Source organism: Erythrobacter fulvus, assembly GCF_028595285.1.
Taxonomy (GTDB): domain Bacteria; phylum Pseudomonadota; class Alphaproteobacteria; order Sphingomonadales; family Sphingomonadaceae; genus Erythrobacter; species Erythrobacter fulvus.
The window spans coordinates 1-12,765 of sequence record NZ_JAQQXQ010000003.1 but is presented as its reverse complement, the minus strand read 5'-3'; the positions used below and the strand labels follow the sequence as shown (position 1 = coordinate 12,765).

The following is a 12,765-nucleotide window of genomic DNA, read 5'->3' as shown; positions in this document are numbered from 1 at the left end:
CTCAATTGGATACGTCCGCGGCGATCAGCCAGCGGCCCCCGATCTTGCGCCACAACAGCGATGCGTAGCCGCCGAACAGGCGCTCTCCGCTCGCGTTGAATACGGCGTATTTCTGGATCTCGACAAAGGCATCGGGCGCGAGCTGTTCGATGCGCAACACGTCAAGCGTGGCATCCTGCGCATCGCTGGCCGCGACCTCGACCCAGAAGGCTTCAATTGCCTCGGGCTTGGAAAGCAGCGTCGAACTGTCCGCCGCATAGAGCGCGCCGGGGGCGTAGAGCGCCATGATCCCGGATACGTCATCCGAACGAATTCCTTCGAGGATCACGCGGGTGCGGTGTTCAAGCACCTCTTCGATTTCCCGATCGGCCTTCGGGGCTTCCACGCTTGCTGACGCGTCAAGCTGGCGCCTGTTGCCCGCCATGGAGTCAGGCAACGGAAATTCAGCATTCTCCTGCTGCCAGAGCAGCGAGTGCACGCGCCATCGTACATCGGCGTGCTGTTGCAACTGAAAGCCGTTGATCCCGCGCACGCGGCCAGGTTCCCCGTCTCTTACAAAGTGCCCTTCATAGCTTGACCAAGCCTGCGCAAGCTTGCCGTACACATCGATGCGGTTGATCAGTTCTTCCTCGCGAAAGCCGTAACTGACCAACGCCTTGTCGCTGAGCGCGATATAGTCCTCTACACCGCCGCCGCGCATGCCCTCCCTGGTGATCGTGAAGAGGCGCGCACCCTCGCTGAACATGCTGCGGAAAGCGTTCCAGTCGCGGGAAGATCCGGCAGGCCCGGAAATAGCGGCGTAGACCGTGTCGATAGTCCGCTGAATATCTCTCCTGGCAGCCTCGACGTCGGCATTATCGAGCCCTGGAGCGCCCTCCAGTTGGACCAGCGCATCGCCGAGCCCCGAGACATAGGCTGGCCCCGTCCCGGACGGCAGGATCACTCCCGTGACAAGCCCCGGCATTGGCGCCCATAATTCGGGCGAAAGCAGTGGCAGCAGCGGCTCGCCCGCGGCCTGCCGGCGCTCGAGTTCGGCGACCATCCGGGCGCTCTTGGCGGGATCGGGATTGAACACCGTGCCAACCGCGCCGCTATCGGGATCGATCCGGTAGATCGCATTGGCAAAGGGGCTAGCCGCCCAAAGCATGCCGTCCGCCGCCAGTTCCAGATTGTCGGGCGTGGTCACGCGGGCAAGCACGCGCCGGTCGCCGAGTGTGCCGCTTGCCGAATCGACCGCGAAGCTCAGGACGCGGCTGGCAACGATTTCCGCAACATAGAGCCGCCCGCGTTGGGCATCGAGGGCTATGCCATTGGCGAAGTCTAGCCGGTCCACCAGTTTGACCGCACGCGGAACGGGTTTGCCCACCTCGTCCGGCGCAATCCGCCAGACAGATCCGTCGCCCATCGGCCTGTCGGCGGCGGCGAACATCCGCGATTCCGACCCCGCGCCGGGCGCATTTCGGGTCGATTGGGTGAACCAGATTGCACCGGAAGAATCCCGGATAGCTGCGTTGACGCCGAAGGGATGGTCGTAAATGCGCGCCACCGATTGGGTCACGGTGTCGACCCGGTAGATGTGCCCGCCGGTAATGTCCGCGACCAGCACATGGCGCCCGTCGGGCTCCCACGCGATACCATTGGGGCTGTTCCACAAAGGATCCGGCTTCGTCCTGAAGCCGGCTGCGGCGAAATCCCCGAAGGGTGCAATCGTCCCGTCCGGTGCGATTGTGACCAGTCCGTGCTTCCAGTCACCGACCAGTAGCCGGCCATCAGGCAGCACCACGCCATCTTCGGCATGGGTCAGCCCACCATCTGCCGGAAACCGCTCCACCTGCACCAAGGGGGGCGGCCCGGTCTCATCCGTGGTCGCGCCCGCAGGCAGGGATGATAAGGCTGCGAGGACGGCGATCACGCCACCGGCAAGCCGCCATCGGCGGCCAGTATCAAGCCGGCGATAAAATCCTTCGCATTGCATGCGCTCACGTTTCACGGGCAATGCGGCGGCCCCGCCTGTCAGTGATGCGCTCATGCATCAAATCCGTACAATTCGAGCAATGCACCGTCGGCAAAGCCCATCGCCTTGTAAACCGGCCGGCCCATTTCGGTCGCGTGCAGCCACAGGCGCCGTTCGCCTCCGGCATCCTGCGCCTCGGCAATAGCACGGCGCATGGCTGCCTCGGCATAGCCGCGACCATGAAGACCCGGCAGGGTTGCCACCATGGCAATGTAGATCATCTCGTCCGTCACGAAGCTCAGCGTGCAGGTGACAGCCCGGCCATCCTCGTAACCAACAATGCCATAGGCCTGGCCCGACCACTGCGCGATCGTTCCTGTGACGGCCATGGTTTCGGACGGAACCCCGTAAGCGGCCGCATTGATAATCCCGAGATCCAACCCTGCAGTTTCGTCGGTGATCAACCGGAAATCCAGTGCCGGGGCGGGCCTTCTCGGCGGTAGCAGCCGGTCGGCGCTCATCCCCCACATTTTCATGAAGAACGAAAGATCGTTCGCCGCAAGAATGTCAGTTGCGCCGGCCGGAAGCCATTCGGGACAAACCAGCAGCAAGGCATCATGCGGACATTGCGCACGGGCCTGCGCCGCCTTGGCAAGCACCGTTTCCAGGACCGCTGCGTCGGGGACCGGTTGATCCACCGAGATAACGTTCAGAAACGAACAATTGGTTTGCGACAGGGTAACGGCAAGCGCTGCATCACTGCTGTGTACATGGCCGGGATATTGCCCGGTCATATAGCCCCATGCATCGACAAAGGTGCTTACCACGTCCGTAGTGACCGGGGTCGTCGAAGAAGACATGCCTTATCCCTCTATTTCGCAATTTCCGCGTACAGAAAGCCGCGTCAAAGTTGCGAGCGTCATGGCAACGGCCAATCCAGTCCGGTCCATCGCGCGCGCCATCAGAAAATCGAATATCCGCCGTCGACCGGCAGGGTGACCCCCGTAACGAAATCAGCCGATGCGCTGGCAAGGAAGACCGCCGCGCCCGCGCATTCCTCCGGCTCGCCCCAACGTCCGGCCGGGGTGCGGGCCATCAACATCGCGTTGAATTCGCTCCAGTCGGGATCATCGCGGGCAACCTGCGTCATTTCGGTGGCGATCCAGCCCGGCGCAATGGCATTGACCTGGATCCCATGCGGAGCGAGTTCGATCGCCATCGACTTGGTCAGCTGGACGATCGCGCCCTTCGCAGCGGCATAGGACGGCAAAGCGCCCGCGCCGAAGATCGAATACATGCTGGCAAGGTTGATGATCTTGCCGCGCCCGCGCTGCTGCATCGATGCCGCCGCTGCCTTGGACAATAGTAAGGTCGCCGTGAGGTGAGTGGCAATCGCATTGTCCCAACCCTCCTCCGACTGCTGAAGCACGCCGCCGCTGATATCGGTATTTCCGGCATTATTGACGAGGATATCGATCGGGCCGAGCGCGCGCTCCACATTGGCAATCGCGGGGGCGAGCGTGGCGCGGTCTGTCACATCCAGGATGTCGGCATGGGTAGGTTGGCCGATCCGTTCGAGTTCGGCCTCGACCTGAGCATTGCGGGTCGCGTTTCGTGCCAGAATCGCCACCGCAGCACCGGCATGGGCAAGGCCCAGCGCGATGGCACGGCCGATGCCGCGGTTGCCACCGGTGACGACGGCAACCTTGCCGGAAAGATCGAAACTGGGTCGAGGCTGGGTCATATGATCGCAATCCCAAGGCTGTGCTCAACATTCGCGGCCCACCAGGCGATTGCATAGACAACTTCAATCACCACGAGACCTCCGGTGAACCAGCGGTCGATCCGGCGCTCCTGCCCCATCCCGACCGCCTCTGCGGTCATACAGCCAGCGCCTCGAGCCGCCCACGGATGGGAGAGACCGGAGCGGCAGGATCGATCGCCAGCAATTCCGCTTCGCTCGCCCCGGCACGTATCCGGGCAAGCCAGTCGGCGGGATCATATTCGATGCCGACCGGGTTGGCGCCGATCGCATCGCCCTGGAAGTAGTCTGTACATTCGGCCTTGCTCGCAAAGCAGTCGACCGAAAACTCGATCTGGTTGCCGTCAGGATCGGCATAATAGAGCGAAGCGCTCATCCCGTGATTGACGCACCAATAGGGTTCGATGCCTTCGTCCTTGAGGCTCTCCCAGCTGGCGAGCAAAGCGGAAAGAGAGGGCACTTCGTAGGCGATATGATCAACCCCGACCGGCGCCTGCGCCGTATTCTCGCCATCGGGCGCAATCACCGCGAGATCGGCGAAAGCGAAGCGATGGTGTTCATCGTCGAACGTGAGAAAGGCGAGCGCTGGATTGCGGTAGACAATCCTCGCATCGAACACGGTGGCATACCACCGCAGCATCGCTTCAAGCTGGCGCGTGCGGTAGACCACATGAACAAGCTTGGGTTTTGGCATTGTCATACGTCATTGTCCCCCGACCCGATTGTTTGGACGAACTCCGGCAAGCGAGCAGGTCGCATCCCCGCCCGCCGGAGTTCTCACTGCGCTGCTCCCAAAGCGCGGCTTGTATTCCCGGAGCGCCATCAACGACCGCTCCCCGGAAACGCGGGCACAAGTCATGTCACGCGTCAGCCCTTGGAGCCGACACGCTGGGAAGCGGTTCGAATTCAGCTGCCTCTAATAGGGGTAAAGTGCCCGCGCGCAGGCCGTTCGGTCAACCGCGCCGACCGTCAAAAAAGCGTCAATCCCTGTGCCTTCAGGCCACGCGCGAATCATGCTCCGCAAGTTCGGGCCAGCGGTGGCGTCTTCACCAACAGCACGGCCGATCTCGTCGGCGAAAACGGCTATGCCTAGATAGGCACCGTCAGACCATCGAGGCGGCTTCCTTGATCGCGCGACGGATGCTCATGTAGGTGGCACACCGGCACAGATTACCGCTCATCGCCTTGTCGATCGCAGCATCGTCGGGGGCCGGATTGTCGCGCAGCAGCGCGGCCGCCGCCATGATCTGGCCGGACTGGCAATAGCCGCATTGGGGCACGTCATTGGCTACCCATGCCTTGCGGATAGCGTCGGCAGCGTCGCCTGAAACGCCCTCGATGGTGGTGATATCCGCCCCTTCGAGCGCATCATGCGGAGTGACACAGGCGCGGGTCGGTTCGCCGTCGACATGAACGGTGCAGGCCCCGCATTGGGCGACACCGCAACCGAATTTCGTTCCTGTCATCTGCAGATGATCGCGCAGCACCCACAATAGCGGCGTGCCGGGGGCGGCGTCGACGGTTTCCGATTTCCCGTTGATCTTGAGGGTAATGGCCATGTTCGCTTCCTTGTTCTACGCGCTTTGCTTTGCAGGCAGCTTGAGCTTGCTTCCCTCTGCCCCGATCAACGGCAGGGTGCGCAGGCGGTGTCCGGTGGCGGCGAAAATGGCATTGGCAAGCGCCGGCGCTGCGGGCGGCGAGGCAGGCTCGCCAACCCCGCCTGGCGGCGCGTCGGAAGCGATGATCTCCACCTCGAACGCGCGCGGGGCCTCGCTCATCCGCATCAGACGCCAGCTGGGGAAATTGTCCTGCACAATCGCGCCATCCTTCGCCGTGATCGCGCCATAGAGCGCGTTCGACAACGCGTAGATCGTGCCGCCTTCCATCTGCGCGCGGACATGACGCGGATTGACCACGGTGCCGGCATCCACCGCCAGCCATATGCCGGGAATGGCGAGGCTGCCGTCGGGCCGCACCGCGACTTCGATCACCGTGGCAATGTAGCTGAGGAACGAGCGGTGGACCGCGATCCCGAGGCCGCGCCCGGCGGGCAGTTTTCGTCCCCATTCGGCCATTGCCGCGGCCTTTTCGACGACGTTCCGCAAGCGGCCCGTATCGATCGGATATTCATCGAGCGAGGCACCGTAATTGCCGTATTTCGCGCCTTCGGTTTCAGGGTCGATCTTGCGCGGCGGCCCGATCAGTTCGAGCAAATAGTCCTTCTGGTCGCGCCCGGCCGCATGGGCGAGCTCGGCGGCGAAACTCTGCACCGCAAAGGCGTGGTAGATATTGGCAACCGAACGCAGCCAGCCGATCCGCACATGGCCTTTGGCATCGCCGGATTCGACTCTGAGATTGGGCGTTGCGAACGGCACATCGGTTGCCCCCATGCCCATCTCGCCATCGCTCGGCTCGTTCACCGTATTGTCGAAGGTCGAGGAGATCGGCGGGAAGACGGTGCGGTGCAGCCACGCGGTGCACTTGCCGTCCGCGTCGAGACCGCCTTCGCAATATTGCGCGCTGACGGAGTGGTAATAACCGTGCTGGATATCGTCCTCGCGGGTCCAGGTCACCTTGACAGGCTTTCCCACCTCGCGCGCGATCAGCGCCGCCTCGACCACGAAGTCGGGCTTCGACTTGCGCCCGAAGGCCCCGCCCAGCCAGGTGGGAGTGACCTTGATGTTCTCCTTGTCGATGCCGAGCGCCTCGGCGAGGGTTGCCCGCGTGCTCTGCGGATCCTGCACGCATGCCCAGCATTCGAGCCGGTCGCCGTCCCATTCGGCGGTCGCACTGGGAGGCTCCATCGGTGTCTGGCCCAGATGCGGGGCGTAATATTCGGCCGAGACCCGTGTCTTTGCCGCTGCCAGCGCCGCCGGGACATCGCCGCGCGTCCGGCGCACCTTGCCGCTGCGGCGGGCTGTGGCCTTGAGCTGTTCGGCATAACTATCGGAATCATAGCCCGCATTGGGTCCGGTCGCCCAAGCAATCTGGAGCGCGCGGCGTCCTTCGATCGCGGCCCACGTGTCGCGCGCCACCACAGCGACGCCGCCGAGCGGCTGGAACAGCGCGGGCGGCTTGGCATCGGGCAAGCGAACGGTGCCGATTACACCCGGGACCGCGACTGCCTTTTCATCATCGAAGCTCGCCACCCGCCCGAACAGCTGCGGCGGGCGGGCGATGACCGCGTAGACCATGCCGGGCCGATTGACGTCGATCCCGAATGTGCCTTCGCCCCTGACGATGCGCGGCACTGTCAGCGAGGGAATCTCGGCATTGATGTAGCGCCATTCCTTCGGGGTCTTGAGCGTGATGTCGGCTTCAGCCGGGATTTCGAGCTTGCCGGCGAGTTCGGCGAGATTGCCGTAGGACAGCGTCTCGTCATTCTGCGTGTTGCTGACGATCCCGCCCGTGGCGGAACATTGTTCGGCCGGAAGTTTCCAGTAAAGCGCCGCTGCGGCGACCAGCATCTGGCGCATCGCCGCGCCTGCCACACGCAGGCGGTGGAAATTGAAGCGCACGGAACGCGAACCGTCGGTGTTCTGGTCACCGTAACGCTCATGCCCTTCGGCCTGGACAATCTCGACCTTGTCCCAGTCGGCCTCAAGCTCGTCGGCGACGATCTGCGCCATCGCCGTCCAGGTTTGCTGGCCCATTTCCGAGCGGTGGCAGGTGATCTTCACCGTGCCGTCGCGCTCGATCGCGATCCAGAGGGCAGGGGTCGCATCGCCGCCCTTGACGTCCGTCAGCGGGCTCGCGCCGGGCTCGGGCAAATTGAAAGCGTCGGCATCGATTTCGGGTTCGACATAGCTGGAACAGCCCGCCAGCGTCACGCCGAGCACAAATAGACCCGCTCCGCCGACGAAGGCGCGTCGGCTCAAATTGACGATCGGGCTCGGCTCCTCGCCCGCCGAATCGGCCTTTCGTGCTGGAATGATCCCGAGATCGCGCATCAACATCGCCGGTTCTCCTTTATCCGGAGCTTCCCCTCGCATCCGGTCGAAGGACATTGATGCAGGTTGGACGAAGTGGCAACCGTGCTTAGGCGAATACCCCAGCGATGATCGCGCCAGCCCAAGGGGCGCTCGGGGCATTTCGATAGCGAGTCATCTCGCAGGTGCGGCCATTGGCGCAGGCGCTGCAAGCAGCGAAATGTGCGGCAGGTGGCTGGCGGTGCTCACAGTCGGAACGTGAAAGGTCTCTCACTCATGGCAGCTTTGCGCTCTCATTTCGGTCTCTGCGAACCACCTCATGATCGCTTGAAAGCGGGCAAATGTGCAAAGGTGATCAACGACTGGATCTGGGACTTTGCTGCCCTTCACAAATGGTATGGTGTATGACCGGCTTTACCAGAAGACGACATTACGAGCGTCGTGTTGCGCACGGCGGCTATCACGGGGTTCCTTCCGCAATGGTCGTCGTTCGGGTTTCGCCCTTCATTGCCGCCACACTCAAGAATCTGACCGGTTTCTTTCTCAAACTTGCATCTACAGTTTGTTTTCGCGACACAGCAGTCGCCGACCGAAGGTTACCCGGCCTGCCGCGTGGGCAGAGCCGTGCAATCGGGAGCCATTCCAAAGATGGTTATTCCAGACGCCGGGCGCCCGACGTGGTAACCTTGCGCGAAATCGCACCCCATGGCCCGTATCAGGGACAACTGCTCTTTGGTTTCGACGTGCTCTGCGACACATTTAGCGCCGCTGGCATGGCAAAGTTCAATCAGTCCAAGAAGGATGCGACGGGAACGTTCGCAATGTTGAATATCGGTTGTGAGGGAACCGTCGAGCTTAACCACATCAAACACCAAGTCGCGCAGATATGAAACTGACGCATAGCCAGCACCAAAATCATCCAACGCAATTATGCAGCCGGCGTCCTTTAGCTTCTGTAATTCACGCCGTGCCCGTGCCGTATCAGCAAGAAAAGCGGTTTCGGTTACCTCAAATTGAACTGAATACGGAGAGAAACTGCTTTTCTCTAGCAGGTCCAATAATCTGGCAGCAGAGCCCTCCTGACTGACTTGTATGGCGCTCAGATTGAACGAAAGCCTCAACTCCGATGGCCATGGCCTTACAGCGGTTATGGCCTTTTGCAGCAAGACTTCGTTGAGGCCCTCAATGACACCGAGCTGCTCTGCAACGGAAATGAAGTCACAAGGAGGGATGATGCCCAGTTCCTCGTTGTTCCATCGCGCCAAGGCTTCACAACACACCACTTGCCCTGATGCTAGGCAAATGATTGGCTGGAACTGGACAGTCATCTCCATTTGCGCCTTGCGATCCACGAGCATTTTTTCTAGCGCTGCACGGTGCTTGTCCAAGGCAAGCATCTTTCGGTCGTATAGCCGCCAAACACCTCTTCCTGATGCCTTCGCGCGATACAGTGCCGAATCTGCCTGACGGAGAAATTCGCTCACCGAAGAGCAAATCGGACCCGCCTCAGTCATGCCGCAAGAGGCCCCGATATTCAGGCTTTTACCCTCCCACTCGATCGGAGTGCTGGCCATGGCGCAAATCTTGTATCCTATCTCGGCGATTTCCTGCTTGGCCAAGCCGTCGCGCCAGAATACGGCAAACTCATCGCCACCAGTCCGCGCAACAATGGCCTTGTCGCTGAACGCCTCTGACAAACGTGTCGCAAAAGCCTGGAGGATCGCATCTCCGGCGGCATGACCGAACGTGTCGTTGGCAGCCTTAAAGCCGTCGAGATCGCAGATTGCGACAACGCTGCCTCCCCCTGATGACGGCCCTTGAGACATATGGGATTGCATTTCGCGGAAAATTTTTGCGCGGTTTGCCAGTCCGGTTAGCGCATCTTGGTCGGCTCTTTTAAGGGCAGCAACCTCTGCAGAAATCGCGCGATTATGCTCCTTTGCAACAGCCAGCCTGCTGGTCACCAGCTCCGATAATGCTAGGCTATGGGTGTGCAGCAGGCGCATCAGCAATAAGATCACCAGCAACAGGCTGATGCCGATCCCGCTGGTTGTTGCGTTGCTCATAAATAGGAGTCGGATCGCCATCGGAAGGCCCAGGATGGCGAGGGGCAAGATCGCAGCTCGCGGAAAACTGCTGAGGCCGTAGGCAGCGCCCAACGCGGCCAAAATGGTGAACAACAGAATCCCCATTGTCTCGTTAGGGTGCTTGGAAATGAGCACCTGTGTCCAAATCGAAAAACCGACGCACACAAGCACGGTCAGCGCCACCATCTTGACCAATTCGGCAGAAATTACATCCAAATCATCGGAGTCTCGCTGGAAAAACAGCCAAACAATCATTCTCCACGACAGTAAGGCAGTGAGAAGGCTGACTGGCGAAAATAGAACCAGTTCTTCGCCCCCAGTCGCAACATGAAGACCGACAAGGTTTACAAGAGCCACAGCGTAGAGCAGGGGAATTTGCTGTCGAAGGCTCCTGAAATTCGTTACCGCCTGCTCGCGGAGCTCGCAGGATGATTGAGCAGGAATGAGATATGAGAGCGCTTGAAACACGCGGCTAGCGGTAGGTCGGTTGCAGCAAAAAATGCGTTAATGGGTTGGCTCGTCGTTTACCGGTAGCGTAGTCGAGACTACCGTAAATGGGTTAAGCGCAGCTTTCGTTGTCCAAAAATTGGCGGCCGCGAGGGATTGCAGATTTGCCTGCCGATACTGGCCTCTTCTAGCGACCGCACGGAGTTTGCCTTTCGAAACTGTCTTAGAGTTAGCCTAACACTGAGACCGAACGATCCTACGCTGCCGCTGCCCACGCCCCAAAACCAAGCAGTGCCCAGAGGATGGCCGTGGCACCGGCAATGAGCCAAGCGCTGGCAGTCTGTGAAAGGGGCTCGCTATTGTCATCTGCATCATGATCGGGCTCTTCCTGAGGAAGGGAGCCGAGATCGGTCGCTTCGTCCAGTTCTAAGGTCAAGGGCCAAATGGTGGGCGGCGGCGAAAGCAAACTTTCAAGTTCGGCGGTGCTGAGCGGCTCTGAAAACTGTGCACCATGATAATTGCCACTGTTCCAGACTGTCCTGCATATCTTCGAAACGCTATTGGGCAATTCGACGATCATGCATGTGCCGACCGGCAATATCTGGTCTACCTTGATCAGAAGGCCGGACGCGGAAAGGTCAATTACGGTGAGCGCTTGCGCATGAGGTCTAGCGTCAAGCCGGCGTGCTCCAAAGCATACCCGCCAACGCTCCTCTCGGCGGCGCTCAGCCGGCTTCTCTAAGATCATTATAGCGGGGATCGACATCGTGACTCGCTCTGTGTTGATTTGTCACTCGGCGAACGCGCGTTGATGGGCCCCTAAGGCGCATTAGGGGAAGGCCCTAACGAAAAGATGACCCGCGTCTTTAACCGAAAAGATGCCGTAACAGGCGAGAAGCCGGTCAAGCATCGCCTACGCGTCTTCAGCAGCGAACGCCCAGAATCCGACGCCAAGTCATTATATGTTGGGCTTGCCGCAGACGTGTCCTGCAATTTGGGCAATAGCCTTCAAGGCGGCCTTGCTATGTGACTGCTCCAAGTTGGGCACTGGAGCCGGTCGCTAACGCTGCGGGCGATGCGACAAGAGGCCCGTCAGGGTTCAGTCGGGCTTGGGATTGACTAAGCCGCCGCTATAGTCGTTTTCCTATGGAGCAACCGTTCGGCGCTGCCTTTAGTAATCGTTAACTGAGTTCATTTACAAAGGCAGATGCGATGAACTGAATCGCCGTACGTGGTGAGTATATGAACATGCATGACGATCTGGCTTCAAAATATGATAGTGTTTTTGAATTGCTGAGCAATTTCAATGCCGCGGAACCCATCCCAATTGGAATGCTGGGCAAAGTATATTCAACCTTGGACACAATGCGTTCGCGGCGGGCGCCCTCACAAGACATTGCAACGATCGAGCAGATTTCGGTTGCCATTCGCAGGTTGGAAATGGCCCGGCGTAACCGAGATGATGCAACCGAACGATCACTTGGTGAGCGGCTCGAGCTGCTTGTCTCTGATTGGTTGGAGATGCACCCGCCTGGGTTTGAACAAATGGCCGAAGCAGCCGAATAGTGAGCTGACCGTTCTGCGCTTTCGCGGTCCCCATGGTTCATCGAAAGGGCGCGTCATGCAGGTAGCGCGCTTTTTCATTTGTCGAATTCGGGCAGCACATGAGGGTCGCATGAGCACTGCCCCACCCCCATACACTGGGGGCAGGTTTGAAGGCTGAAACAGCAAGACATAATCGCCAGAATTCGTGCACGCGGGTAAGATTGTGAGTGCGCATTGCCGAAATCCCAAGCACGCGCAGCTCAAACCATCTCCTGCCTAGAGACGCAAGTGCAGCGCCATTTCGGTTTTGAGCAAGCCTTGGTTGGCTAAGGAAATCACAGGTTCGGCAGAGCCAGGAGCCGGCTTCTGGCGCTCGACCAGCTGCATGCTCTCAAGCGCCGAGATCCAGCGCGCCGTTGTCGGCTCTGTACACGGCGATAGGTTAACGACATCCGCGAGTGTGAGAGATATGCCGCTGACGTGAGCCTGGTAGAGCCCGAGCATGATGTCCCATGCCGGCGCGGCTGCGAATCCGTCAAATTCGAAGATCGCATCAATCTTGCTTCGCCAGGCGAGAGCCAAAGCTGCAAGCGCGCTAAGCGACTCCGAGTCTTTTGGTGCTTGTTCAGCTATTGCTAACGCCCGGTGGAGGCCTTGAAAAAGGCTTCCGTCAGCCTCGCTCACAATTGCTGGATCAATTCCCGATTGATGGTCGAAAATCTCATCCTTCTGAATTTGCTTGCACATAAAATCTCGAGCTTCTTTGAACGGCTTGCGACTATTTCTTCTGAACTCAACTATATTGAATTTATGGCGTTTTTATGTTTTTTATGTAAAAAAACCTCATTCGCACTTCACTTTTTTGCAAATATATCGATCTAATTCCAGCAAATGAAATTTTAATGCGCGGTTACAGCTGTAAGGAAGGCGCCGTCGCCTGTCATAAAGAGGGACGTGGCCACGGCGTGCGCTTGATACACTGGGCGCCGATTGTAGGTGGCGCCGAACCTTCAGTTTTGTTCGGCACACTCCATAAGTTGC

11 protein-coding genes are annotated in these 12,765 nt (G+C 59.8%); 1 reads left to right on the top strand and 10 read right to left on the bottom strand.

The genetic code is table 11. The features are described 5' to 3' along the window. Window position 1: 1 nt before the first annotated feature. From OIK40_RS04715 to OIK40_RS04675, 9 genes are all read right to left on the bottom strand, one after another. Window positions 2-2,029, bottom strand: coding sequence for an SMP-30/gluconolactonase/LRE family protein (locus OIK40_RS04715; protein WP_273676652.1), 2,028 nt, complete (start codon window positions 2,027-2,029; stop codon window positions 2-4). Beyond that, window positions 2,026-2,814 carry a GNAT family N-acetyltransferase gene (locus tag OIK40_RS04710; RefSeq protein ID WP_273676651.1) on the bottom strand — a complete coding sequence of 263 codons (789 nt, stop codon included), beginning with the start codon at window positions 2,812-2,814 and terminating at the stop codon, window positions 2,026-2,028. Before OIK40_RS04710 ends, OIK40_RS04715 begins: the two co-directional genes overlap by 4 nt. A 101-nt stretch (window positions 2,815-2,915) precedes the next feature. Next, window positions 2,916-3,698 (bottom strand): SDR family NAD(P)-dependent oxidoreductase, encoded by a 783-nt coding sequence (locus tag OIK40_RS04705; protein WP_273676650.1) that lies wholly within the window; start codon window positions 3,696-3,698, stop codon window positions 2,916-2,918. Further along, window positions 3,695-3,838, bottom strand: a complete 144-nt coding sequence (locus tag OIK40_RS04700) for a hypothetical protein (RefSeq protein ID WP_273676648.1) — start codon at window positions 3,836-3,838, stop codon at window positions 3,695-3,697. Before OIK40_RS04700 ends, OIK40_RS04705 begins: the two co-directional genes overlap by 4 nt. After that, on the bottom strand, window positions 3,835-4,410 hold the full coding sequence (locus tag OIK40_RS04695; RefSeq protein WP_273676646.1) for a VOC family protein: 576 nt from the start codon (window positions 4,408-4,410) through the stop codon (window positions 3,835-3,837). The genes OIK40_RS04700 and OIK40_RS04695 overlap by 4 nt, the downstream gene beginning before the upstream one ends. A 409-nt stretch (window positions 4,411-4,819) precedes the next feature. Further along, window positions 4,820-5,275 carry a (2Fe-2S)-binding protein gene (locus OIK40_RS04690; RefSeq protein ID WP_273676644.1) on the bottom strand — a complete coding sequence of 152 codons (456 nt, stop codon included), beginning with the start codon at window positions 5,273-5,275 and terminating at the stop codon, window positions 4,820-4,822. A gap of 15 nt (window positions 5,276-5,290) precedes the next feature. Next, on the bottom strand, window positions 5,291-7,672 hold the full coding sequence (locus OIK40_RS04685) for a xanthine dehydrogenase family protein molybdopterin-binding subunit (protein WP_273676642.1): 2,382 nt from the start codon (window positions 7,670-7,672) through the stop codon (window positions 5,291-5,293). A 569-nt stretch (window positions 7,673-8,241) separates the two neighbouring features. Then, on the bottom strand, window positions 8,242-9,987 hold the full coding sequence (locus OIK40_RS04680; protein WP_273676641.1) for a putative bifunctional diguanylate cyclase/phosphodiesterase: 1,746 nt from the start codon (window positions 9,985-9,987) through the stop codon (window positions 8,242-8,244). A 448-nt stretch (window positions 9,988-10,435) separates the two neighbouring features. Further along, on the bottom strand, window positions 10,436-10,927 hold the full coding sequence (locus tag OIK40_RS04675) for a PilZ domain-containing protein (protein WP_273676978.1): 492 nt from the start codon (window positions 10,925-10,927) through the stop codon (window positions 10,436-10,438). A 500-nt stretch (window positions 10,928-11,427) separates the two neighbouring features. Between OIK40_RS04675 and OIK40_RS04670 the strand changes: the two genes are divergently transcribed. After that, entirely contained in the window at window positions 11,428-11,745 is a 318-nt protein-coding gene (locus tag OIK40_RS04670; protein ID WP_273676640.1) for a hypothetical protein, read from the top strand. A 255-nt stretch (window positions 11,746-12,000) separates the two neighbouring features. Here OIK40_RS04670 and OIK40_RS04665 read toward each other — a convergent pair whose 3' ends face one another. After that, a complete protein-coding gene (locus tag OIK40_RS04665; protein WP_273676638.1) occupies window positions 12,001-12,471 on the bottom strand; it encodes a hypothetical protein in 471 nt (156 codons plus the stop codon). Window positions 12,472-12,765: the final 294 nt, after the last annotated feature.